Origin of the sequence: Sphaerisporangium rufum (assembly GCF_016863395.1) — a bacterium.
Lineage (GTDB): Bacteria > Actinomycetota > Actinomycetes > Streptosporangiales > Streptosporangiaceae > Sphaerisporangium > Sphaerisporangium rufum.
In genome coordinates this window covers 17,547-41,016 of sequence record NZ_BOOU01000069.1, presented here as the reverse complement: position 1 = coordinate 41,016, position 23,470 = coordinate 17,547, and the positions used below count along the sequence as shown (strand labels likewise).

At 73.6% G+C, this 23,470-nt stretch carries 24 protein-coding genes; 11 read left to right on the top strand and 13 right to left on the bottom strand.

Translation table 11 applies throughout. The features are described 5' to 3' along the window. Positions 1–14: 14 nt before the first annotated feature. Both Sru01_RS25760 and Sru01_RS25755 read right to left on the bottom strand, forming a co-directional pair. A complete protein-coding gene (locus Sru01_RS25760; RefSeq protein ID WP_203990559.1) occupies positions 15–239 on the bottom strand; it encodes a DUF397 domain-containing protein in 225 nt (74 codons plus the stop codon). Beyond that, a complete protein-coding gene (locus tag Sru01_RS25755) occupies positions 221–1,048 on the bottom strand; it encodes a helix-turn-helix domain-containing protein (RefSeq protein WP_203990558.1) in 828 nt (275 codons plus the stop codon). Before Sru01_RS25755 ends, Sru01_RS25760 begins: the two co-directional genes overlap by 19 nt. A gap of 288 nt (positions 1,049–1,336) precedes the next feature. Here Sru01_RS25755 and Sru01_RS25750 point away from each other — a divergent pair, with 288 nt between their 5' ends. The 3 genes from Sru01_RS25750 (at position 1,337) to Sru01_RS25740 (ending at position 3,209) form a co-directional block, all read left to right on the top strand. After that, positions 1,337–1,750 (top strand): ATP-binding protein, encoded by a 414-nt coding sequence (locus Sru01_RS25750; protein WP_239137738.1) that lies wholly within the window; start codon positions 1,337–1,339, stop codon positions 1,748–1,750. A gap of 265 nt (positions 1,751–2,015) precedes the next feature. After that, a complete protein-coding gene (locus Sru01_RS25745; protein ID WP_203990552.1) occupies positions 2,016–2,585 on the top strand; it encodes a dihydrofolate reductase family protein in 570 nt (189 codons plus the stop codon). A 234-nt stretch (positions 2,586–2,819) separates the two neighbouring features. Further along, positions 2,820–3,209, top strand: a complete 390-nt coding sequence (locus Sru01_RS25740) for a VOC family protein (RefSeq protein WP_203990550.1) — start codon at positions 2,820–2,822, stop codon at positions 3,207–3,209. Here the strand turns inward: Sru01_RS25740 and Sru01_RS25735 are convergent. Next, positions 3,206–4,084, bottom strand: a complete 879-nt coding sequence (locus Sru01_RS25735; protein WP_203990548.1) for a sigma-70 family RNA polymerase sigma factor — start codon at positions 4,082–4,084, stop codon at positions 3,206–3,208. The two genes, Sru01_RS25740 and Sru01_RS25735, sit on opposite strands and share 4 nt — an antisense overlap. A 75-nt stretch (positions 4,085–4,159) precedes the next feature. Between Sru01_RS25735 and Sru01_RS25730 the strand changes: the two genes are divergently transcribed. Further along, a complete protein-coding gene (locus tag Sru01_RS25730; protein WP_203990546.1) occupies positions 4,160–4,888 on the top strand; it encodes an FMN-dependent NADH-azoreductase in 729 nt (242 codons plus the stop codon). A gap of 62 nt (positions 4,889–4,950) precedes the next feature. Here Sru01_RS25730 and Sru01_RS25725 read toward each other — a convergent pair whose 3' ends face one another. Together Sru01_RS25725 and Sru01_RS25720 are read right to left on the bottom strand one after the other, a co-directional pair. Next, positions 4,951–5,499, bottom strand: coding sequence for a DNA-3-methyladenine glycosylase I (locus tag Sru01_RS25725; RefSeq protein ID WP_203990544.1), 549 nt, complete (start codon positions 5,497–5,499; stop codon positions 4,951–4,953). After that, positions 5,496–6,245, bottom strand: a complete 750-nt coding sequence (locus Sru01_RS25720; RefSeq protein ID WP_203990542.1) for a hypothetical protein — start codon at positions 6,243–6,245, stop codon at positions 5,496–5,498. Before Sru01_RS25720 ends, Sru01_RS25725 begins: the two co-directional genes overlap by 4 nt. A 364-nt stretch (positions 6,246–6,609) precedes the next feature. On the opposite strand from Sru01_RS25720, the gene Sru01_RS25715 reads away from it, so the two are divergent. Beyond that, entirely contained in the window at positions 6,610–7,575 is a 966-nt protein-coding gene (locus Sru01_RS25715; RefSeq protein ID WP_203990539.1) for a carotenoid biosynthesis protein, read from the top strand. 113 nt (positions 7,576–7,688) lie between these two features. Here the strand turns inward: Sru01_RS25715 and Sru01_RS25710 are convergent, their stop codons facing one another. The 4 genes from Sru01_RS25710 to Sru01_RS25695 all read right to left on the bottom strand — a co-directional run bounded on the left by Sru01_RS25710 (position 7,689) and on the right by Sru01_RS25695 (position 11,380). Then, positions 7,689–8,276, bottom strand: a complete 588-nt coding sequence (locus Sru01_RS25710; protein ID WP_203990681.1) for an LOG family protein — start codon at positions 8,274–8,276, stop codon at positions 7,689–7,691. Between the two features lie 153 nt (positions 8,277–8,429). Next, a complete protein-coding gene (locus Sru01_RS25705; protein ID WP_203990537.1) occupies positions 8,430–9,221 on the bottom strand; it encodes an LOG family protein in 792 nt (263 codons plus the stop codon). Positions 9,222–9,483: 262 nt separating this feature from the next. Next, entirely contained in the window at positions 9,484–10,551 is a 1,068-nt protein-coding gene (gene dapE / locus Sru01_RS25700; protein ID WP_203990534.1) for a succinyl-diaminopimelate desuccinylase, read from the bottom strand. After that, the gene (locus Sru01_RS25695; protein WP_203990532.1) at positions 10,544–11,380 is read right to left on the bottom strand and encodes a 2,3,4,5-tetrahydropyridine-2,6-dicarboxylate N-succinyltransferase; all 837 of its coding nucleotides are present in this window, start codon (positions 11,378–11,380) and stop codon (positions 10,544–10,546) included. Before Sru01_RS25695 ends, dapE begins: the two co-directional genes overlap by 8 nt. Positions 11,381–11,436: 56 nt before the next feature. Here Sru01_RS25695 and Sru01_RS25690 point away from each other — a divergent pair, with 56 nt between their 5' ends. After that, entirely contained in the window at positions 11,437–12,270 is an 834-nt protein-coding gene (locus tag Sru01_RS25690) for a hypothetical protein (protein ID WP_203990530.1), read from the top strand. Positions 12,271–12,292: 22 nt separating this feature from the next. Here Sru01_RS25690 and Sru01_RS25685 read toward each other — a convergent pair whose 3' ends face one another. The 4 genes from Sru01_RS25685 to fdxA all read right to left on the bottom strand — a co-directional run bounded on the left by Sru01_RS25685 (position 12,293) and on the right by fdxA (position 16,343). Then, positions 12,293–13,597 (bottom strand): cellulose binding domain-containing protein, encoded by a 1,305-nt coding sequence (locus tag Sru01_RS25685; protein ID WP_203990528.1) that lies wholly within the window; start codon positions 13,595–13,597, stop codon positions 12,293–12,295. A gap of 508 nt (positions 13,598–14,105) precedes the next feature. Continuing rightward, on the bottom strand, positions 14,106–14,765 hold the full coding sequence (locus tag Sru01_RS25680; RefSeq protein WP_203990526.1) for a DUF4178 domain-containing protein: 660 nt from the start codon (positions 14,763–14,765) through the stop codon (positions 14,106–14,108). 11 nt (positions 14,766–14,776) lie between these two features. After that, positions 14,777–15,856, bottom strand: coding sequence for a succinyldiaminopimelate transaminase (dapC, locus tag Sru01_RS25675; RefSeq protein ID WP_203990524.1), 1,080 nt, complete (start codon positions 15,854–15,856; stop codon positions 14,777–14,779). A gap of 160 nt (positions 15,857–16,016) precedes the next feature. Further along, a complete protein-coding gene (fdxA, locus tag Sru01_RS25670; RefSeq protein WP_203990522.1) occupies positions 16,017–16,343 on the bottom strand; it encodes a ferredoxin in 327 nt (108 codons plus the stop codon). A 106-nt stretch (positions 16,344–16,449) separates the two neighbouring features. Here fdxA and Sru01_RS25665 point away from each other — a divergent pair, with 106 nt between their 5' ends. From Sru01_RS25665 to Sru01_RS25645, 5 genes are all read left to right on the top strand, one after another. Further along, on the top strand, positions 16,450–16,671 hold the full coding sequence (locus tag Sru01_RS25665) for a putative acetyltransferase (RefSeq protein WP_203990520.1): 222 nt from the start codon (positions 16,450–16,452) through the stop codon (positions 16,669–16,671). A gap of 102 nt (positions 16,672–16,773) precedes the next feature. Further along, complete coding sequence (locus Sru01_RS25660) at positions 16,774–17,859, top strand: ABC transporter substrate-binding protein (protein ID WP_239137733.1); 1,086 nt, start codon at positions 16,774–16,776, stop codon at positions 17,857–17,859. A gap of 125 nt (positions 17,860–17,984) precedes the next feature. Beyond that, entirely contained in the window at positions 17,985–18,767 is a 783-nt protein-coding gene (locus Sru01_RS25655; RefSeq protein ID WP_203990516.1) for a class I SAM-dependent methyltransferase, read from the top strand. Between the two features lie 71 nt (positions 18,768–18,838). Continuing rightward, positions 18,839–21,328, top strand: a complete 2,490-nt coding sequence (locus Sru01_RS25650; protein ID WP_203990515.1) for a hypothetical protein — start codon at positions 18,839–18,841, stop codon at positions 21,326–21,328. A 10-nt stretch (positions 21,329–21,338) separates the two neighbouring features. After that, positions 21,339–23,411, top strand: coding sequence for a UvrD-helicase domain-containing protein (locus Sru01_RS25645; RefSeq protein WP_203990514.1), 2,073 nt, complete (start codon positions 21,339–21,341; stop codon positions 23,409–23,411). Positions 23,412–23,470 lie beyond the last annotated feature (59 nt).

The following is a 23,470-nucleotide window of genomic DNA, read 5'->3' as shown; positions in this document are numbered from 1 at the left end:
ACGGCACATCGACCTCAGTGGTCGAAGTCGCCGCCCTTGACGCCGCCCAAGAACATCGACCACGCGCCGGGGGTGAAGATCAGCGCCGGAACGGCCGGCCGCTTGCTGTCCCGCACCCCGACGACCCCGGGGAGGTTCGAAGCGACCTCGACACAGTTCCCGCCGCTGTCACCACTACGCGAGCTCTTCTTCCACGCGGCGTGCGATAGGTCCGTGCCGGTCAGATCTGTTGCTTCCATTGCTCTTGGGCCTCCTTGATGATGTCGAGCGATTGCCCGGATGGGCACGCGTCCGCTCTTATCCTGTCATACCGATCCCAGATCATCGAGACGAAATCATGTTCGGCCGACACCTCTCCCCGGCCGGACGATTCAACGGATACCGCTGTGGGCGCGTCGGGCAATTCGGCGATAACAAAACCCGACATCCATCCGGCCGTACAAAGAACGCCCTCCGGGACGATCTGCACCTTTACGTGCTGGCGGGTGGCCATGGTCGCGAGGTGGTCGAGTTGCTGGTGCATCACCTCGGGGCTGCCGACCAGGCGGTGCAGCACCCCGGCGTCCAGCAGGACCCACAGTGCGGGCGGTCTGTCGCGCTCCAGTACCGGCTTCCGCCGCATCCGGGCGTTCACCCCGTCCTCGATCTCGCGCTCCGAGGTGGCCAGGCCGCCGCGGAAGACGGCCCGCGCGTAGTCCTCCGTCTGGAGCAGACCGGGGATCAGCAGCGGGTCCCAGCTGCGCAGCGTGCGGGCCCGCGGCTCGATCTCGTCGCTCCAGCGGAGGTACCAGTCCGGCCCGGCGGGTGAGGTCAGGTTCCGGTAGAGCCGGGTGAAGAGGTCGCCGGTGCCGAACACCTCGTCGCAGCGGGCGGCGAGCTCGGGCCGGGGCCGGCGGTCGCCCACCTCGATATGGGCGACGAGCGAGGAAGAGCAGCCGAGTCGCTTGCCGAGCACGGCCTGGGTCAGCCCGGCATCCCTTCGCACCCGGCCCAGCTCTCTGCCGAAGCGCTGGACCGGCGTCAACCGCGGATCGAGATCATTGCCCATTCCCCACCTCGCCCATCTTCGTCGTACTGACAATCGCTTACAGATTTCTCACATCCAGCCCCGGAACTCGGGGGTTTTCGTGCCGGGATCGTCCACCGCGTTAATGCTCGCCGCGATACATCTTCCGGCAATCTAAGAGAGCCGGCAAGCGGTTCTCAATGCACGAATGACGACTATTGGACATTTCCCCGATGATCCTGGGGTCACAATTCCTACCGGCCGTCAGGCGGGTGAGAACACCGAAATAAAGCGGCTCGCGGAAATCCAGGAGGTAAGGCGGTGCGAACCATGGGCGCCCTTCTCGGCAAGGTCGATCTGCCGGGCCTCGACGGTTCGGTCCACGTGGCCCGGGCGTACGTGCGTTCGGTGCTGCGCCAGGCCGGCGGGCGGGTGCTGGACGACGAACTGCTGGACGACGTCGAGACGCTGGTGAGCGAGGTCTTCACCAACGCCGTCCGCCACTCGCGGTCGGGCCACCGGCCGGGCGGCATGGTGCACATCCGGGTGCACGACGACGGAGGAACGGTCCGCGTCGAGGTGACCGACGAGGGGTCCCCTGTTGATCTGCCAGTGATCCCGGAGCGGGTGGACCCGCTCGGCGAGAGCGGTCGCGGTCTGTGGCTGGTCCGGGAGTTGTCCACAGCTTGGGGATGGCGCTCCCACGACCGGGGCCGCACGATCTGGTTCGAGGCGCGCTCATGAACCGGCGCCTGCCCGAAGTGCGGTCACCAGCGGCGCCGCTCTCCGATCTCCGCCCGGACGCCGGCTTCAGGGCGGAGGTGATCGATCGGATCGGCAGCGGCGCCCTGCGCGGCTCTTCCCCACGGTCCGGCGCAGGACCGGAAGGGGGCCGCCCGCTGGGTGGGACGGAGCGCCGCGATCGGGCGCCGATTAGAAATCGCGGCGACAGCCGTCTATGTAGACGGCTGGTGAAAACGCGCTGCGCGCATCAAGGGAGAGCGACAAGATGAGACCACTCCGATACTCGATCAACGTCACGCTCGACGGCTGCTGCCATCACGAGGCAGGGCTCGCCCCGGACGAGGAGTCGATGCGTTACTGGACCGCTGAGATGGGGCGAGCCGATGCCCTGCTGTTCGGCCGGGTGACCTACGAGATGATGGAGTCGGCGTGGCGGAAGCCGGCCACGGGCACGTGGCCTGACTGGATGGCTGACTGGCAGATCCCGTTCGCCGAGACCATCGACCGGGCGAAGAAGTACGTCGTGTCGAGCACGCTGAGCGCGGCCGATTGGAACGCCGAGCTGGTGCGAGGCGACGTCGGGCAAGCGGTTCAGCGGCTCAAGCAGGAGTCAGGCGAGGGCCTGTGGGTGGGTGGCGTGACGCTCCCCCTGGCGTTGGCGGATCTGGGACTGATCGACGAGTACGAGTTCCTGGTGCAGCCGCTCCTTGCCGGGCACGGGCCGACGTTGCTCGCCGGTCTGCGCGAGCGCATCCAGCTCGAGCCCGTGGACCGCCGTGAGTTCCGGTCGGGGGCGGTCGCCCTGAGGTACCGGCCCACGCGAGTTACGGCTTGACGTGATTTCTCCTGGCACGTTGGCCGCTCCCTCGCGTCGGCACGTCGGCACGTCGGTACGGAAATCTCCGACTTTTCTCGACAGGGTCACGCGTGTAGGGGTGCCGAACCACTCCCGGCGGCCAGCGGTCAGGACGGATGTCCCGGCTCAGGCGTCGCCAGCCGGCGGCGCCGCCGCCCACCGGGGTTCACCTGACGAGCGTCCGGCGAACCCCGGTGGCGGAAGGATGGGGGGATGGCGCACTACAGCAGGATTTACAAGGCCGTGATCGACGTGCCGGAGGCCGACCACGACAAGGAACTCGCATTCTGGCAGGGGGCGACCGGGCAGGAGCTGGTCCCGTTCGAGCGGTATCCGGAGTACCACGGCGCCCACCTGCCCGGGGAGGCGTTCGCCCTGCTCGTCCAGCGGCTCGGCAGCGGGCCCGCCCGGGTCCACCTCGACATCCACACCGACGATCTGGCGGCGGAGACCGCGCGGCTGGAGGCGCTCGGCGCCCGGCGGCTGCGGCTGGTGCACGACCACTGGCAGGTGATGGAGGACCCCGCCGGGCTGCCCTTCTGCGTGATCCCGCAGCCTCCGGGCACGCTGAACGACCAGAACGCGCGGCGCTGGGACGGCTAGAGCACGGCGAGGTCCAGCCCGCGCAGCCGCGCGGGGTCGGCCACCACCTCGTACCCGGCGATCCGGTCGTCCTCGATCACGAAGGTGACCGCGAGGAACAGCCGGCCGCGCGGCGCCACCACGACGCCGACGGCGCCGTTCACCAGGACGAGGTCGGTGACCCGCGCCCTGGCGACCATGGCCAGCGCCCCCTCCGCCACCGCCCGCGCGCCGCGGAGTTCGGCGGCCGCGCCCGCCGGCAGGGCGGCCGGATCGACGCGCCGGACCACGTCCGGAGCCAGCACGGCGAGGACCCCGGCCAGGTCGCCGGCCCGCGCGGCGGCGAGGAACGCGGACACGACCCGCCGGTGCCGGGCCAGCTCGGCCGCCGGGACCCGCGGGGTGCCCTGGACCTTCCGGCGGGCCCGGCTGGCCAGCTTCTTCGTGGTGACCGGCGTCCGCGCCACGATTGGCGCGATCTGGTCGAACGGCACCGCGAACATGTCGTGCAGCACGAACGCGACCCGTTCGGCGGGGGCGAGCCGGTCCAGGACCACCAGGAGCGCGTTCCCGACCGAGTCGGCGAGCACCGCCGCGTCCTCCGGACGGGTCCCCCGGCCGGGAGCGGAGATCTCGTCCAGTACCTGCTGCTCGGTGGGATCCTCCGGCCGCGAGCCGCGGGCCCGGAGCAGGTCGAGGCAGATGCGGCTCACCACGGTCCGCAGCCAGCCGGCCAGGTTGTCCACCTGGCCGGCGTCGGTCCGGCGCAGCCGGAACCACGCCTCCTGCACCGCGTCCTCGGCCTCGCCCGGCGAGCCGAGCATCCGGTGCGCGAGGGCACGCAGCTGCCCGCGCTGCGCCTCGAACCGTTCGGCCAGCCCGTCCTGGTCGTCCACCGGTCACCTTTCCGTGCTTCGCCCCGTCGCCTCCTATGACGTATCCGACGTACCCGAGGTGACAGGAGAAGACCGATGGCGTCCCTGCTGCATGTGGACTCCGCTGCCAATACTTCCGACGAGTCGATCACCAGGCGGCTGACCGCGTCGTTCGCCGCCGCCTGGCGCGACCGGCACGGCCCGGCCGCTCACCGGTACCGGGACCTGGCCGCCGCCCCGGTACCGCCGCTGACCACCGCGTTCGCCGAACTGGGCCGGCGGGTGGAGCGGCACGGGCTGCTGCCGCTCGACCGGGTGCCCGAGCTGATCGAGAGCCCGGCCGAGCGGCGGGAATGGGAGCTGACCGAGCCGCTGATCAGCGAAATGAGATCGGCCGACGTCGTGCTGATCGGCGCCCCGATGTACAACTTCTCGATTCCGGCCGCGCTGAAGGCGTGGATCGACCGGATGACCTTCCCCGGGGCGTTCGGCGGCCCCGGTTCGGCGCAGAGGCCGCTGCACGACACGAAGGTCGTTGTGATCATGGCACGTGGCGGCGCCTACGGACCGGGCACTCCCCGGGAGGGCTGGGATTTCCAGACCCCGTACCTGCGGACCTACTTCACCGAACATGGCGTGCGCGAGGAGAACCTCTTCTTCGTCGCCGCCGAGCTGACCGTGGCCGATTTCATCCCGCAGCTGGCCGCGCTCCGGCCGGCGGCGGCGGGTTCGCTGGCCGCCGCCGAGGCCGAGGTGACCGCGCTGGCCGGCAGGTTGATCGACCCCGTTCCGGTGCACCCGCCGTCGCCCGTACCGGGCGGCTGATCAGGGGGGCCCGCGACGGTCGCGACGGCCGGTCGAGGCGGCCGCGCCGGCGGCGGCCGGGATCAGCCGCGGGTCCAGCAGGTGGCGAGGTGGTCGTTGACCAGGCCGATGGCCTGCATCATGGCGTAGGCGGTGGTGGGGCCGACGAAGCGGAAGCCGTGCTTCTTCAGCTCCTTGGCCAGCGCCCGGGAGGCCGGCGTGATGGCGGGCACGTCGGCGAGCGAGGCCGGTACCGGGGACGCGGGGTCGGCGTACCGCCAGACCAGGTCGGAGATGCCGCCGGGCACCCCGGCGGCGGCCCGGGCGTTGGCGACGGCCGCCTCGATCTTGGCCCGGTTGCGGACGACGCCGGCGTCGGCCATCAGTCGCTCGACGTCGGCCGGCCCGAAGGCGGCGACCTTCTCGATGGCGAACCCGGCGAAGGCGGCCCGGAAGTTGTCGCGCTTGCGGAGGATCGTCAGCCAGGACAGCCCGGACTGGAACGCCTCCAGCGTCAGCCGCTCGAAGACCTGGTCGTCACCGCGGACCGGGCGGCCCCACTCCTCGTCGTGGTAGCGGATGTAGTCCGGGGCGGAGGTGACCCAGCCGCACCGGACGAGCTCGACGGTCACCGCCGGTCCCGGACACCGGCGGGCGGCGGGTCACCGGCCCGGTCCCCGCCGGCCTTCGGACGCTTGGGAAGGGCGGGCACGCCGTCCGCCGGGGTGTCGGCCTCCTCGGCGGTCCGGCCGGACGGCTCCGCCGCGGCGCGGCCGGGCTTCGGGTCCTCCGCCGGCCCCCGCTCCGCCGAACCGGCTCCGGTTCCGGTCGCCGGGGTCCCCTCGGCCGTGCCGTTCTCGCGGGGAGACTCCACGATCGGGGAGAACGCGTCGAACCGCGCGCCCGGGGCTCCGGTCGGGTCGGTGTCCTCCCCCGGGTGGCCGAGGATCTCGGCGGGCCGGCCGGTCATCCCGGCCGCCTCGGCGAACCACGGCGCCGGCCCGGGCTCGGGCTCGGCCCCCGGCGACTCCGGGGCGTACGACGGCCTCATGTAGTTGCCCTGCCGGGCCTGCATACGCCCGGAGAGCAGCTCGGCGACCCGCTGCTCCAGCACCGCGATGTGCGTGTCGCGCTCGCCGATGGCGGTCGCCGCCCGCTGCAGCGCCTCGTCGACGCTCTGGGTGTGGTAACCGACCACGCTCATCGGCAGCCGCAGCGCCATGAAGTCGACGGCCGTCAGCCGGCTCGGATCGGGCAGGTGCAGCTCCGGGACGTCGGGGGCGAACTCCACCAGCTCGCCGCCGTGCCCCTGCGCGACCTTGACCACGCAGTACAGCACCGCGAGCGCGGCGAACGAGAGCGCGAGGAGGACCACCACATACCGAATCGTGCCACATCGGCGCCTTTGGTCGGGCCCGGATGCCGGGACGGCCCACCGAGGGCCGGTTCAGCGGCTCACTCGCCTCAGAGCACAGACGCATCACCGTCGAGGTGACCGGCCGCCGGCAGCCCGCCTCGGTGCTCTCGCCTGGCCGGCGGGTCCGGTGGGCGGCCTCCGTCAGGTGGCCCGCCTACCGCGTTCGTGGTAGCCGAACCGGTCCTGCGGCACCCGCGGCAGCCGGCTCCCGCGCCGGTGGTAGCGCCGATGTCCAGCGCACACCCGATGCCCGGCGGGGGTGGGCCGGACAGGATCGGAGCGAGGTCCGGTAGGTACCTCGATTCCGTCCCTCATGGAGGTGGTCATGACCGCCGGCCCACGCCGATCGGCACCGTCCGTCCTGTGGGTCCTCACCGGCCTGGTGGGGATCCTTTCGCTGACCAGGGGCCTCGCGCCCGGCGTCACGTTCCCGCTGCTGCTGCTCGCCCAGACGGCGTTCACCCTGCTGCACGGGTCCCGCCGGTACGGGTGGCGCGCGATCGCGGTGTTCCTCGGGGCCACCCTGCTGATCAGCAGCGCGATGGAGAGCCTCAGCGTCTACACCGGCTTCCCGTTCGGGAACTACCACTACACGCTGGGCCTGCAGGTGCTGGGAGTCCCGGTGCTGATCGGGCCGACGTACGCGGCGATCGGCTACCTGGCCTGGACGGTCGCCACCGTGCTGGTCGGGCGGGTCCGGCGCGGTTCGGGCCCGCTGGTCACCGTCGGGACGCCGGTCGTCGCCTCCTTCGCCATGGTCGCCTGGGATCTGTCCATGGACCCCACCCGCGCGACCATCCAGCGGATGTGGGTGTGGGAGAACGGCGGCGGGTTCTTCGGCGTGCCGCTGGTCAACTTCCTCGGCTGGTCGTTCACGACCTACCTGTTCCTGCAGGCGTTCGCGCTGTACCTGCGGTCCCGCGGGCCGGTATCGGCGGAGCCGTCCGGGCCGGACCGGGCGGGCGACGTGCAGGCGCTGGTGATGTACGCGGCGACCGCGGCGACGTTCCTCGTGGACTACGTGACCGGCGAGCGGAAGATCGTGACCGACGCGCTCGGCCACCAGTGGCGTACCGCCGACATCTACGAGACGTCGCTGCTGACCACGATCTACGGCATGGTCTTCATCGTCGTGCTCGCCGGGCTCACCCTGGCCCGCCGCGGCGGCACGGTCCCGGCGGATCCGCCGGACGGCCCGGCTCGCCGCGCCACGGCAGGCGCCACGGCGGGCGCCACGGCAGGCGTTCCAGCGAGCGCCACGGCAGGTGTTCCGGCGGGCACCGCCCGCTGAATCCGTCCTGGCGGGCCGCGGTGATGGCATCGCGGCCCGCCGGCATGTCCGGCCGGCACCGCGCGGGCCTGTGGCAGCCGGCCGGTGACCTGATGGACCGGATGTCCACCCCGTCAGGCGGGCGTGGACTCGCCGATCTCCTCCGCTCGCGGGGTGAACGGGCGCGTCGGCCGTTCCAGGTGGTCCAGGGCGTCGGGGACCGTGGTGGTCCAGGCGATGGCGTCGAAGACGTCCGGGCGGGTGAACCCCGCCTCGTACATCTGGCCCACCTGCAGCCGCAGCGGCGCGTACAGGCCCCAGGGGTCCAGGATGACCAGCGGCTTGTCGTGCATGCCGATCACCCGGGACGTCCAGATCTCGAACAGCTCCTCCAGGGTGCCGATGCCGCCGGGCAGCACCAGGAAGCCGTCGGACCGGGTGTCCATGACGCCCTTGCGCTCCCGCATGTCCGAGGTGATGATCAGCTCGTCGCTCTCCTCGTCGGCGATCTCCAGGTCCACCAGGACCCGCGGCATCACGCCGACCGTGCGCCCGCCGGCCGCGCGGGCCGCCCGGGCCACCGCGCCCATGCAGGAGACCATGGCGCCGCCGCTGACCAGCGTGTGCCCGCGCCGGGCCAGCTCGGTGCCCACCTCGGCGGCCAGGTCCAGGTACTTCTTGTCGATCTTCAAGCTGGACGCGCAGAACACGCAGATCGCCATGGTCACGCCGAACACCTTACCGAGATGACGGGCCGAGATCCCTTCCAGGGAAGACCATCGAGCCGGCGGCGCTCGTGCGCCCGCCGGCCGGCGTTCGCGCCGCCGCCAGGGATGATCGCTCAACCGGTGGACCTGGGTCGCGCCGCCGGCCGGTCAGGTGCCGTTGTGGTCGGCGGAGGCGGCCTGGACGCGGGCCTCCAGCTCGGCCTGGTCGGCGCGGCGGCGGCTGTCCACGATGAGCTTGACGGCCTCGTCGGGGTCGTCGGTGATGTGCAGCAGGTCGGGGTCCTGGGCGGAGATCATGCCGTGCGACAGCAGCGACTCCTTGATCCACTCGATCAGCGGCCGCCAGAAGGCGGTCCCCAGCAGCACGATGGGGAACTGGGTGATCTTCCCGGTCTGGACCAGGGTCACCGCCTCGAAGAGCTCGTCCAGCGTGCCGAAGCCGCCGGGGAGCACGACGAACGCGTCGGCGTACTTGACGAACATGGTCTTGCGGACGAAGAAGTAGCGGAACTCGATGCCCACGTCGACGTAGTCGTTCAGCTTCTGCTCGAACGGCAGCTCGATGCCGAGGCCGATCGACACGCCGCCCGCCTCGCGCGCGCCCTTGTTGGCCGCCTCCATGCAGCCGGGACCGCCACCGGTGATCACCGCGTAGCCGGCCCGGGCGAGCGCGGCGCCGAGCTGGACGCCCATCTCGTAGCCGGGGTCGCCAGGCCTGGTGCGGGCCGAGCCGAACACGGTGACGGCCGGGGGAAGCTCGGCGAGCTGGCCGAAGCCCTCGACGAACTCGGCCTGGATGCGCAGCACCCGCCATGGATCCATGTGCAGCCAGTCGGAGCCGCCGGGCCGGTCGAGCAACCGCTGGTCGTGGGTGGAGTCGGGGACGAACTTGCCACGGACTATGGACTGCCCCTGGCGGCGTTCCTGGCGTGAAGTCATGAGGGTCACGCTAACCCGGCAGGACGCCCGCTAACGCCCTGTCTGACCGCCGCGGAGACCCATCGTGTCGGGAACCCCTGCCCGGCGGTGGCAACCCCGGCGCGCGACGGCGGGAATTCGCCGAAAATCCGGCTGGAGCAGGGGAACCGTTCACTCGAAGGGTGACGTCTAAGTGACGAGGGTGCTGCTCGGGACAGAAAGCGGCTCTCCCCACCTAATGGCCAGGAGGGGAGAGCCGCTTTCTTTTTCCAGGCCGGCCGGGTCAGCCGAGCCAGGCGAACATCCGGCGGTCGCACTCGGCGATCCGGGACAGCGAGGCGTGCTCGCCCTGCTGGTGGGCCAGGTTGGGGTCGCCGGGGCCGTAGTTGACCGCCGGGATGCCGAGCGCGGCGAAGCGCGCCACGTCGGTCCAGCCGAGCTTGGCGCGCGGGGTGCCGCCGACCGCGGCGGCGAACGCGGCGGCCGCCGGGTGGGTGAGGCCAGGCCGGGCGGCGGGGGCGCCATCGGTGAAGCGCACCTCGTGCCCATCGAAGACCTCCCGGACATGCTGCCGCGCCTCCTCCAGCGACCGGTCCGGGGCGAAGCGATGGTTCACCGTCAGCACGCACTCGTCGGGGATGACGTTGCCGGCGACGCCGCCGGTGATGCCGACGGCGTTCAGCCCTTCGTGGTAGGTGAGGCCGTCGACGACCGGCTCGCGCGGCACGTAGGCGGCGAGCCGGTCGAGCAGCGGCGCCACCGCGTGGATGGCGTTGACGCCGAACCAGGAGCGGGCGCTGTGCGCGCGCCGGCCGCGGGTGGTGATCTGCGCGCGCAGGGTGCCCTGGCAGCCGCCCTCGATCTCGCCGTCCGTGGGCTCCATCAGCACGGCGAAGTCGCCGGCCAGCAGCTCGGGCCGGGTGCGGCCGAGCCGGGCCAGGCCGTTGCGCTCGGCCTCGACCTCCTCGCAGTCGTAGAAGACGTAGGTCACGTCGCGGCTCGGTTCGGGGAGGCCGGCGGCGAGCCGGAGCGCGACGGCGACGCCGCTCTTCATGTCCGAGGTGCCGCAGCCGTGGATGAGGTCGCCCTCGACCCGGGAGGGCAGGTTGCCGGCCACCGGGACGGTGTCGATGTGGCCGGCGATGACCACCCGCTCGGGCCGGCCGAGCCGGGTGCGGGCGATCACCGCCTCGCCGTCGCGCTCGACGGCGAGGTGCGGCAGCGGCGCGAGCGCCGCCTCGATCGCGTCGGCCAGGGCCTTCTCGCCGCCGCTGACCGACTCGATGTCGACGAGCGCGGCGGTGAGCTCGCCGGCGCCGGCGGTCAGGTCGAGCGGCCGGACGTCAGGCATTGAGGCCGTGCTGCCGCAGGACGTCGTTCAGCTCGGCCTTGTCGTGCCGCTGCCCGGGCTCCAGCCGCTTGAGCACCAGGACGCAGGGCAGGCCGAAGGTGCCGCCGGGGAACTCCTTGGGCCGGGTGCCGCCGACGGCGACGCACCAGTCGGGGACGTGGCCGCGGCTGATCTCCTCGCCGGTGGTCACGTCGATCACCGGGATGGAGGCGGACAGGATGGTGCCGGCGCCGACCACGGCGCCGGTGCCGACCCGGGCGCCCTCGACGATCATCGAACGGCTGCCGATCAGGGCCTCGTCCTCGACGATCACCGGGACGGCGTTCGGCGGCTCCAGCACGCCGCCGATGCCGACGCCGCCGGACAGGTGCACGTTGCGGCCGATCTGGGCGCAGGAGCCGACGGTCGCCCAGGTGTCGACCATGGTGCCGCTGTCCACGTAGGCGCCGATGTTGGTGTAGCTCGGCATCAGGACCACGCCGGGGGCCAGGTAGGAGCCCCAGCGGGCGATGGCGCCGGGCACCACCCGCACGCCTTCCAGCGACGTCTTCAGGGGGATGCGGTCGTTGTGGTGGAAGTCGCCCACCTGGCTGCGGACCATGCCGAGCACCCGGAAGCTCAGCAGGATGGCGCGCTTGGCCCGCTCGTCCACGACCACGCCGCCGGAGGCGGGGTCGACGAACGCCACCCGGGCCTTGCCGGTGTCCAGCAGGTCGACGGCCCCGACGATCGCACCGCGCGCCTCGGTGTCGTCGGGGGAGAGTTCGGCGCGCCGCTCCCACAGCTCGTCAATGGCGACCGGCAAGGGGCTTTCGTAGGACTGGCTCATGCAAGTGGAGCTTAGTGCCGCACGAGGTACTCGGCCGGGCCGGTAGGTTCTTGAGCGTGGCACGGCGATTCTCCAGAGCGACCCTGACGATCATCGCCATCGTTGTCGTTCTCGCCATCGCCATATTTTTCGGGGTTTATCACCTTCTGCACCGAGCGCAGCCGTTCGCGCTGGGCGAGCACTGCCAGGTGCGCACGCCCGCGGGCACGCTGGACCTGGAGATCGAGCAGGCCCAGGTGGCCGCGACGATCGCCGCGGTGGCCGACCGCCGCGGGATGCCGGAGCGGGCGGTGGAGATCGCGTACGTCACCGCGATCCAGGAGTCGAAGATGCTGAACCTGCCGTTCGGCGACCGCGACTCGGTCGGGGTGTTCCAGCAGCGGCCCTCGCAGGGCTGGGGCACCGTCGAGCAGCTGCAGGACCCGGTCTACGCGACCCGCAAGTTCTTCGCCGCGCTGGCCAAGGTGAAGAACTACCAGAAGCTGCCGCTGCACGAGGCCGCCCAGGCGGTGCAGCGCTCGGCGGACGGCTCGGCCTACGCCCAGCACGAGGCGGACGCGGTCATCCTGGCCGACGCGTTCACCGGCCGGGCCGCCAAGGCGGTTCACTGCTGGTACCCGGTGCCGGAGAAGCCCGCGCCGTCCCAGCCCGGCAAGGCGCGCCAGGAGCTGGTGCGCACGCTGGGCCGGGCGGCGGGCGACGGCGAGGTGATCAAGGCGTCCTCGACCCGGCGCGGCTGGCTGATCGCCGCCTGGTCGGTGGCCAACGCCAAGCGGTACGGCCTGCGCGAGGTGCGCTACGCGGGCGTCACCTGGCGCTCGGCCACCGGCCACGACGGCTGGCGCGCGGACACCAGGCCCGCCGCGGCCGGCGGCGTGCAGATCACCTGAGGACGGCCGGGCCGTCCCGCGGTCAGAAGTTCTTCGTGCGGACGCTCCACGGGGCCCTGGCCGCCAGCCCGGTCGGGCTGAGGATGTACGAGCGGGCCGTGGCGTTGCCGTTCAGCGTCATGTCCAGGAACTGCACCACCGTCGTCATGCCTTCGGCCATCTGGGCTCCGGCGATGAACCCGGCGTGTCCGGCCTGCGGGTGCTCGGCCAGCACCGCGGGCACCCGCGCCAGGTCGTAGTTGGCCCGGGTGTTGTCGTAGGCGATGTCGGAGGGCCCGCCGTCCATGAACATGGCCGGGGTGTGCAGCTTGCCCAGCTCCGAGCGCGGGTAGCCGAAGGATCCGTCGGCGAAGAAACCGCTGTCCAGCGCGATGACGCTCTTGACCCTCGGGTCCTGGGCGGCGACCAGGGCCTCCAGCCCGCCGCAGGAGTGGCCGGCGGCGGCGACCCTGGACAGGTCGAGCCGCTGGGCCAGCGGCGAGCCGGCGCGGGCGTTCTCCCGCTCCGCCCAGGTGATGGCCTCGGTCAGCAGGGACGGGATCGGGTTGCCGCTGGCCACCCCGTTCGGCGAGCCGTCCACCGACCCGGTGTCCACCACGACGAACCCGCGGGCCGCGACGAAGGTCAGCGCCTGGACCACCTCGCTGATGTTGGTGTGCGCGCAGGCCCCGTTGCCGAAGACCAGCACCGGCAGCGGGCGTCCGGTGGCCGCGGGGTTCGACGGCCGGAACACGGTGTACCGGTTACCCGTGCCGTACGCCGCCTCCCGGGTGACCGGGAAGTTGTTCTCGATGGCCGGGCGGGTGGGCGTGGGAGTCGGGGTGGGAGTGGGGGTCGGGGAGGGGGTGGGCGTGGGAGTCGGGGTGGGAGTGGGAGTGGGGGTCGGCGTGGGAGAGGGCGTGGCCACGCCGCCGGTGCAGATGACCCCGTTGAGGGTGAAGCTCTGCGGCACCGGGTCGGCGGGGCCGCCGGCGTACAGCCCCAGCGTGGTGCTCGCGCCGGTCCCGAGGGCGCCGTTGTAGGAGACGTTGGTGACGGTCACCTGGGTTCCGGACTGGACGTAGGAGCCGTTCCACAGCTGGTTGACGGTCTGGCCGGGGGCGAACGACCAGGCGAGCCGCCAGCCGCTGATCGGATCGCCGAGGTTGGTGATCGTGATGTCCGCGACGAACCCGCCGGGCCACGAGCTGGCCACCTTATACCCGACGCGGCAACCGGCCGCGACGGCGGTGGCGGCCTGCGCGCCGGCCACGACGGACGCGGCCGCCACGAGCGCGGCGGCGGCCGAGAGCCAGGTCCGCAGGGATGAGGAGCTGAACTGTCGCACGGGTGCCTTCCCATTCTCCGAGAGGTGCGTTCGCGGCGGCGGGCGGGGCGCCGGACCGGTCGAACGGTGCACCGGGGCGGGAGCGCGAAGTGAGCGCTCACAATTCGCGCGTGACGCCGGGCCGTGCCGTTCGCACCGGTCGTTGCCCGCCGGCGCGAGCAAATCCCGGCGGCGGCCCTCCGGTCAACCGGCGGCCGCGCCGTCGTGTCCGTGCGGCGGGCCACCCCGCGCCCACCTGGCGTTCCGGCCGGCGGCGGACGGCGGCGCCGCCCCCGGCGGTGAAAGTTTCCACCGTTGGGCGAGCGAGCACCGGGGCCGGCCCAGGAGATCGCGGCCAGGGCCGGGCAGGGGCTCCCGCACCGGCCGGGACGGCGGACCGGCCTCCGGCGGACCGGCGGGCACCGGAGGCCGGCCGGGCAGGGGACGTCAGCCATCGGGGACCGGCAGGCGGTGTCACGCGGAGCGGCCGGGGATCACGGACCGGCCGGGGATCACGGACGGCCGGGGATCAGAGCATGCGCTCGACGTAGATGGAGCCGGGCGAGAGCGGGCGGGCGTAGGAGGCGGTCCACGGCTCGCCCTGGACCCGGTTGAAGCTGAGCAGCCGGCCGTCGGCAGCCCGGTAGTCGGCGAAGTCGAGCAGCCCGCGCTCGGGATGGCCGGTGGTGCCCTCGGCGCGGAACGCGGCGGTGCCCCGCTCGACCGGGAAGAACTCCACGCCCTCCATGATCAGCATGCTCTTGGCCGGCACCATGCCCTGGGTCGGCACCGGGGTCCACAGGAAGACCTCCAGGTGGGCCTGCCCGTCGGGCAGGCCGCCGTCGCGCTCCTGCACCGAGAGCCACTGGTAGAGGCGGGGGCCCTCCTCCAGCAGGTAGCGGGTCCACTGGTCGCCCTGCCAGGACAGGTGCAGGGCGCCGAGGACGCGCGAGCGGGCGCCCTGCCGGTCGATGGTGTCGCCCACCTTGATCGTGCGCGGGTCGAGGTTGTCGGGATCGAGGACCACCGGGCGTGCCAGCGCGGGATGCGGACCCACCGGCTCGGGCTCGGGCTCCATGAATCGGGGAGCCGGCCGGGCCGGTCGGTCGGGTCGCCGGGTGCCGAGCAGCGCGCCCAGCACGACGACGAGAATGGCGGCGCTCACGACGAGCACGACCACAATGGTCATGGCGCCGGATCTTACTGGAGCCGAAGCACCGCCGCATTGACCCGCTCGTCGGTGGCGGTCAGGGCCACCCGGACGTGCCGCGAACCCTCATGTCCGTAAAAGTCGCCCGGCGCGACCAAAATCCCCATCTGGGCTAGCGCGCGGACCTGGTCCCAGCAGCCTCGGTCGTCGGTCGCCCACAGGTAGAGCCCGGCGGTGGAGTGCTCGACCCGCCAGCCGGCCTTCTCCAGCGCCGGGCGCAACAGCGCGCGGCGCGCCGCGTACCGGGCGTGCTGGAGGCGGGCGTGCTCGTCGTCGTCCAGCGCGGCCGCCATCGCCGCCTGGACCGGCGCGGGCACCATCATGCCCGCGTGCTTGCGCACCTCCAGCAGCCGCCGGACGATCGCCGGGTCGCCGGTGACGAACCCGGCCCGGTAACCGGCCAGGTTCGACCGCTTGGACAGCGAGTGGACGGCGAGCAGGCCCTCGTGGGAGCCGCCGCAGACCTCCGGGTGCAGGATCGACACCGGGCGCTCGTCGAAGCCCAGCTCGATGTAGCACTCGTCGGAGGCGACCACCGCGCCGCGCTCGCGCGCCCAGGCGACCACCTTGCGCAGGTGCTCGGCGGGCAGCACCCGCCCGGTGGGGTTGGACGGGGAGTTGACCCAGACCAGCGGCACCCGCTCCGGGCCGAGGCCGAGCAGGCCGTCGGTGGCGTAGGCGGTGGCGCCGGCGATCCGGGCGCCCACGTCGTAGGTGGGGTAGGCCAGCGCGGGGATGACCACCCGGTCCCCGGGGCGCACGCCGAGCAGCGTCGGCAGCCAGGCGACCAGCTCCTTGGTGCCGATGGCGGGCAGCACGGCCTCGGGGTCGGCGGTGACGCCGTGCCGGCGGGCCAGCCACCCGGCGGCGGCCTCCCGCAGCCGGGGGGTGCCGTGGGTGAGGGGGTAGCCGGGGCTGTCGGCCGCTCCGGCCAGCGCCGCGCGGACCACCTCGGGCACCGGGTCGACCGGGGTGCCGACCGACAGGTCGACCAGGCCGTCCGGATGCGCGAGCGCCCGCTCCTTGTACGGCGTCAGCCGGTCCCACGGAAAGTCAGGCAGCTCGATCACGGAGCACCCCCGAATCAGTCAGCGCGTGCACGTCCGGCCCGCGGGTGTCCGCGGGCCGGCGGCCACGGTACCCGGCGGCGGCCCGTGAACTCCAGCGGCGGCGAACCCGGTGTGCGGCGGGCGGACGGCCCACCGCGCACCGGGCCCGGCGGGAACAGGCTCAGTGCTCCTCGGCCTGCGGCGGGAGCGCCGCCACGATCGGGTGGTCCTTCTCGATCTTGCCGACCTTGGAGGCGCCGCCGGGCGACCCGAGGTCGTCGAAGAACTCCACGTTGGCCTTGTAGAAGTCCTTCCACTGGTCGGGCGTGTCGTCCTCGTAGAAGATCGCCTCCACCGGGCAGACCGGCTCGCACGCACCGCAGTCCACGCACTCGTCCGGGTGGATGTAGAGCATGCGGTTGCCCTCGTAGATGCAATCGACGGGGCACTCCTCGATGCACGCCTTGTCCAGCACATCAACGCAAGGCTGCGCGATGACGTAGGTCACCTCGGGCTCCTTCTTGTTCCGCGCCTTCGCACGACTCGACCGCGGGTTGCTAGACCTAGTATTGCCGTGCGGGGCACCTGTCTGAAACGGGAGGGTGGCAACAGCGGTGACAGCGCACTTTGGCGGAAGGTTCGTCGTCGCCGTCACCCCCGCCGACGTGGGCCGCCGGGTCACCGTGCGGCGGCGCGACCCCGCCGGGTTCCGCGACGCGGTCGGCGTGCTGGAGTCCTGGCGGGACGGGGTGCTGGCGGTGCGCAGGCGGGACGGCACCCTGGTGGAGATCCCGGCCGCGGCGGTGGTCGCCGCCCGGGTCGTCCCCGACCGCTGACCCCGCGGGCCGGTCGGCGGGTTGCCACGGGCCTGCCAACAGCGGGTCAAATCCCCGCGCGTCCCCTCGATCGGCTGCTATGCGCCGCCGAGTATGCGTCTCGTGACCTCACGTGCCGTCCTGTCGTCCGCAGCGTTGCTGGCCGTCGCCGTGGCCGCCTGCTCCGCCCCGTCGACCACGCAGAAGAAGCTCCCGCCGGTGAACCCGTCGGCCGCGTCGCTGGCCGAGGGCTTCGGCACCATGGAGCGGCTGGTGGAGACGGCCCGGCGGGAGGGGCAGCTCAACCTGGTCGGCGTCCCGCGCGACTGGGTCAACTTCGGCGCGGTGATGGACCGCTTCTCCGGCGAGTACGGCATCCGGGTCAACGTGGCCGAACCGCGCGCGAGCAGCGCGCGGGAGATCGAGGTGGCCGACCGCGCCAGGCCCGGCCAGGCGCCCGACGTGTTCGACGTGGGGATGGACGTCGCCATCGCCAACGCCAACCGGTTCGCCCCGTACAAGGTGGCGGCCTGGCAGGACATCCCGGACGGCGGCAAGGACCCGGCCGGTCACTGGTACGCCGGGTACGGCGGGATGATGTCGATCGGGTACGACCCGCGCAAGGTGCCCGCGCCGCGGCGGATGGCCGACCTGCTGCGCCCCGGGTACGCCGTCGCGCTGCCCGGTGACCCGCTGCGCACCGCCTCGGCGTTCCACGGGGTGATGGCGGCCTCGCTGCGGGACGGCCGGCCTGAGGCCCGGCGCGGGCTGGAGTTCTTCACCCGGCTGCGGCAGTCCGGCGCGTTCAAGCCGCCCTCGCAGGCGAACGCCCTGGTCGACTGGGACTACGTGAACGCCGCCAAGGCCGCCGAGAGCGCCGGCGACGCGAAACCCGAGTGGAAGGTCGTGGTGCCGGCGGACGCCCCGCTGGTCTCGTACTTCGCGCAGGCGATCAACCGCCGGGCGCCGCACCCGGCGGCCGCCCGGCTGTGGGAGGAGTTCCTCTACGGCGACGAGGCGCAGAACCTGCTGCTCAAGGGCTTCGCCCGGCCGGCGCGGATGGAGGCGATGGAGATGAAGGGCACCCTGGACCGGGACGCCGCCCGCCGCCTGCCCGCGGTGCCCGGTACCCCGGTGCTACTCAGCGTCCCGGAGACCGACGCGGCGAAGAACTACCTGAAGGCCAACTGGGTCCGCTCCATGGGCTGACCGCGGCCGCGGGCCCGGCCGGCGGCGGCCGTACGGCCGTCTCGAACCCAGTGTCCTGAGGTCATTAAGGCTCTAAAGTGTCTTACTTACGGACACGAGCCGAGTGTCTCCGAGAATGCGAGCTGATGGCCTTGCGGTACGACAGCCCGATCTTGACGCGGTGGAACGCTCGCGCCTATGACAGCTCGTTCGGCTACGTCTCCGCGCACGGCGCACCGCTGATCGAGCTGCTGGACCCGCGGCCCGGCGAGCGCGTCCTCGACCTCGGCTGCGGCACCGGGGTGCTCACCGCCGACATCGCGGCCCGCGGCACCACCGTACTCGGCATGGACGGGTCACCGACGATGATCGAGGCGGCGATCGCCCAGCATCCCGGGCTGACCTTCACCGTCGGCGACGGCGCCGACTTCCGGGTCGCCGAGCCCTACGACGCGGTCTTCTCCAACGCGGCGCTGCACTGGATGGGCCGCGACCCGGACGCGGTGATCGGCTGCGTGCGGGCGGCCCTGGCCCCGGGCGGGCGGTTCGTGGCGGAAATGGGCGGTGCGGGCAACTGCGCGGCGCTCACCTCGGCGATGCGCACGGCCTGGCGCGAGCACGGCCTCGGCGAGCCCGAGCTTCCGTGGTATTTTCCCACCCCCGCCGAGTACGCGCTGCGCCTGGAGCGGGGCGGCTTCACCGTCCGGTTGCTGGAATACTTCGACCGGCCGACACCGCTCGACGAGTGCCCGGGCGGCGCGGCCGACTGGGTGCGGATGTTCGCCGGCGCCCTGCTGGACGCGGTGCCGCCCACCCGGGTGGAGCCGCTGCTGCGCCGGGTCAACGAGCTGGCCGCGCCGGCGTTGCGCCGCGAGTCGGGGTGGGTGGCGGACTACGTCCGGTTGCGATTCGCCGCCGTGCGGGCCTAACGGCCGTCTTCGATCCAGCGATTTGCCAGACTATGGTCTGGTCAACGGGAAAACACCGGAGAGGAAACGGGATGAACTTCTGCCTGAGTGATCTCGTACCTCCGCTGCGCTGGAGCGACGCGACCGAGTTCGCCCGGCTCCAGGAGGCGCCGGGCCTGCCGGACGCCTGGTGGCGGGCCGTTCCGGTGAGCCGGGTGTTCCCGGTGCTCGGGCCGGAGGCCCTCGGCGAGTTGCTCACCGAGTTGGCCCTGGCCCGCTGGCCGGCCGCCGCCATCGGCGACATCCTGCCCGCGCTGCACGTGATGGACCCCGACGAGGCCGACGACCCGCAGGTGTCCATCGCGCTCGACCGGGCCGGCTCGTGGTTCGGGCTGCTGTCGCTGACCGGGCGCGAGCTGACCGACCAGCCGTTCGTCCGGGTGCGCCCGGTGCTGACCGCGCTGTTCACCGCGGTCTTCACCCGCCTGGCCGGTGAGGGGACGCGGGAGGGCGAGGCACGGCCCGCCGCCGAGGCGCGCCACACCGGCGAGCACGCCCGGCCGGCCGGCCGGCACACCGGCGAGCATGCCCGGCCGGATGCCCCGCCGGCCGAGCCGGACCGTTCCCCCGCCGCCGACCTCTCCCCCGCCGCCGACCTCCTGTCGCCCGCCGCCGACCTCCCGTCGCCCGCCGTCGCGAGCCCCGCCGCCGCCGCCGGCTCCGCCGCCGCGGGCTCCGCGGGCTCCGCCGGCTCGGCGGCCTTCGCGGCCGAGCCGCCCGCCCTGCCCGCCGCGTCCGCCGCCGACGCGGGGCCGGCCGGAGAGCCGGCCGCGTCGCCCGTCGCCGAGCCGCCGCTGCCACCGTTGCCGCCGCTGCCCAAGCGGCGGCCGGCCGCCATCGACCAGAGCGACCCGCTCGGCCTGTCCGCCGCCCGGATGGCGGAGGCCGCGCTGCGGCAGGGCGGCGGGCCGGCCCCGGTCCCGCCGTCCGCCGCCGGCTCGCCCTTCTCGCCGTTCACGCCGCCGCCGCGCGGCGAGCGCCCGCCGCCGCCCGACGAGCTGCGTGACCTCGGCCTGGCCGAGGTGCCGCCGTTCGTGCCGCCGGACCGGCACTGGTACGGCGGCGACCCGGGGGTGCTGTCGCCGGCCACGCCGGTGGCCGAGCCGCCGCCCGCCCCGGCGCCCATCCGGCCGTTCGTTCCCGAGCCTGAGCAGCCCGCCGGGGCGCGGCCCGCTGAGGACGACGCGCCCGCCGCGGCCGGCCTGCCGGGCGGCCCGGCCGGTGACGACCTCTCCGGCTTCTCCGGCCCATCCGGCTCACCCGACATGTCGGGCACGTCCGGCGCGTCGGGTTTCGCCGGCCCGCAGGGCCCGGAGACGGGCGCCGCGGTGACCACCGACGACGTCGGCACCGGGCGCACCGGGCGCGACATCCCCGCGCTGATCGACGCCGCGTTCGCCGACCTGGACGACAAGTCGTGGGCGGTGGCGCAGAACTACGTCTTCACCGACAGCCCGGCCGCCCCCGAGGAGCTGGCCAAACTGTTCGCCGTCCCGGCCGAGGAGATCGTCGAGCTGGAGCGCCTGCTGCGCGAGCGGGTGGAGTCCTGGCTGGACAGCGAGCGCGCCACGCCGTACGCCGAGCACCTGGAGAAGCTGCCCGGCACGCTCGGGGTGGCCGCGCCGCGCGCGCGGCTGGTGTCGGCGGCGGACTGGCACGGCCGCGAGCTGCGCTCGCTGGACATCCCGGCCTGGCAGTTCGTGCAGGCCACCCTGCCCGGCTACACCATGCAGGACGGGTGGCTGGTGTCCGGCGACCTGGCCGAACTGCGCGAGCGCACCTGCGCGCTGATCCTGGACGCCGACCGCCCGCCGACGGTGGCCCGCGCGCTGGAGCTGGTCTCCACGCTCGGCATCCACCCCGAGGTGGCCAAGGAGTGGCTGGAGAGCGTCCCGCAGCTGCGCATCCAGAACAAGAAGCCCGAGGAGGGCTCCGAGCAGCCGCAGGAGGCCCCCGGCCCGGTGAGCGATCCGCTCGGGCCGCCGTCCGGCCCGGCCGGGCCGCTGAAGGACGTGTCGATGACCCGCCGGTGCTTCCGCCACCCCGACGGCCTGTGGTGGCTGCGGGTGGACGTCACGCCCGAGCAGCTCGACGGCGGCGAGTGCCCGCTGCCGAGCGGGTTCGCCGCCTACCTCGGGCTGGCGCCCGGCGAGACCCGGACGGTCACCGGCCCGGCCGGCGAGGTCACGCTGAGCTGGCAGGCCCGCCCGGCGGCCGACTCGCTCGCCCCGCTGCTGGCCGAGATGGGCGCCCAGCCCGGCTCGCACCTGTTCCTGACGGTCGCCGAGGACGAGGAGCGGCTGCGCGCCCGGCTGGTCCCGGCCGCGCCCGCCGACCTGCCGCCCGGCGCGACGGCCCTGCGGCTGGCCGGGTACACCGAGACCGGCACGGTGGACTCCCCGGACGAGACCACCCGGGTGCTGGCCACCCGGATCGGCATGACCGGCCCGGTCGGCCGGGCCGACCTGGCGAACCGGCTGCGCGAACGCGGGGACCGCGACCTGCTGTCCCTCATGGCCTGACGGGGCCACCGTGCCCCGGCTCGCGATCGCGCCCGAGGTGCACCGTGATCTCGGTGCCCTCGCCGGGCCGGTGCGCCGGGAGGCGGTGCTCGCGCTGCACCATTTCCTGGACGACGCCGAGGCGGCCCCGCACCCCGAACGGGTGCGCAACACCCGCGACCGGCGGGTGGCGACGCTGCGGCTGGCCGGCGGGCTGCGCGGCGTCGTGGTCCGCCAGGGCCGGGTGTTCTGGATGCTCACCGTGCTGCCCGACGCTCAGGCGTGGTCGCATGCCCAGCGGCACCGGTTCACCGTCAACCCGGTGATCGGGGTGGCCGAGGAGTGGGACGCCGAGGCCCTCGAACGGGTGGAGCCCGCGCTGCGCCGCGCGGCCGCCACCACCGCGGCGCGGCTGTTCGCCGGCCACACCGACGCCGAGCTGCTCGCGGTGGGCACCGACCCGTGGCTGCTGCCGCTGCTGCGGCGGCTCACCACCGACGTGGGCCTGTCCGCGCTGGAGTCGCTGCTGCCGGCCAGCCAGTTCGCGCCGCTGTGGGTGCTGGCCGGCGGCGGCCCGGCCGAGCGGGCCCGCCGGGCACTGGAGGAGCGGGTGGCGGTGCCGGCCGCCTCCGTCGACCCCGGCGACCTGGTGGCGGCGCTGGCGCGCACCCCGGACCGGGCGGTCTTCGTCCCCGACCCGATCGAGCTGGACCGCGTCCTGGCCCTGCCGCGCTGGTGCACGTTCCTGGCCCCGATCCAGTACCGGCTGGCCCGGCACGACGGGTTCGCCGGCCCGGTGCTGGTCACCGGGGGCGCGGGCACCGGCAAGACCGCCGTCGCGCTGCACCGGGCCGCCCACCTGGCCCGGGCCGGCGCCGGGCGGGTGCTGTTCGTGACGTTCTCCCGGGCGGTGGGCAAGGACATGACCGCCAAGCTGGACCTGCTGCTGGCCGGGGACGGGGACAAGGTCCGCGGGCGGGTCGAGGTCGGCAACGTCGAGCGCCTGGCGCAGCGGGTGGTCGCCGAGGCCGAGGGCCGCCAGCCGCTGCTGGTCGGCGGCCCGGACCTCGGCACGCTGTGGCGGGAGGCGGCCGAGATCACCGGCGGGCTGCACGGCCCGGTCTTCCTGGCGCGCGAGTGGGAGCAGGTCATCCTCGCGCAGAACCTGTGCACGGTGCAGGAGTACCTGGCGGCCGCCCGCCCGGGCCGCGGCGTCGAGCTCGACGAACAGGAGCGCATCGCGGTCTGGAAGGCCATCGAGCACGTCACCGGGCGGCTGCGCGCCTCCGGCCGGCGCACGCTGCTCCAGCTCGCCGCGGACGCCTCGACGCTGCTCGGCCGCACGACCGGCGACCTGCTGGGCGAGACGCCGCGGCGCGAGCCGTACCGGCACATCGTGGTGGACGAGGCGCAGGACCTGCACCCGGCGCAGTGGCGGCTGCTGCGCGCCGCCGTGCCGCACGACACCGACGACCTGTTCATCGCCGGCGACCCGCACCAGCGGGTCTTCGACTCCCGCACGGTGCTCGGCGCGGTGGGCATCCAGGCCGAGCACCACCACCTGACCCTGTCCTACCGCATGCCGCAGGAGATCCTGCGCTGGGCGGTGCGGCTGCGCGGCGGCGGCCCGGCGGACGGGCTGGTGGACGGGGTCACCGAGCTGGCCGGGATCCGCGCGACCCGGCCGGGCGCGGGTCCGCAGGTGCGCCGGTACGTGTCCCCGGAGGCGGAGCTGGCCGGCCTGGTCGCCCGGGTGGGCGGGTGGCTGGCCGACGGGGTCCCGGCGGGCGAGATCGCCGTCGCGGCCCGGGAGGGCGAGCTGGTCCGGCGGGCCCGCGCGGCGCTGGCCGCCGCCGGGGCGCGGGTGCGGGTCACCACGCTGCACGGCCTGCGCGGGCTGGAGGTGCGCCGGGTCGCGCTGGCCGGCATCGCCGACGGCGTGGTGCCGGTGACCCGGGAGCTCACCCCCGGCGACGAGGACCCGGCGGCCCGGGCCCATGACCTGCAACGTGAGCGAGGGCTGCTGTACATGGCGTGCACCCGGGCCACCGAGCTGCTGTACGTGTCCTACTCCGGGCGGGCGAGTCCCTTCCTGCCGTCCTGACGCAATAACCTGAAACCGGGGATAGGACCCGTCCGATCCCGCCCCCAGAGCCCCATCCG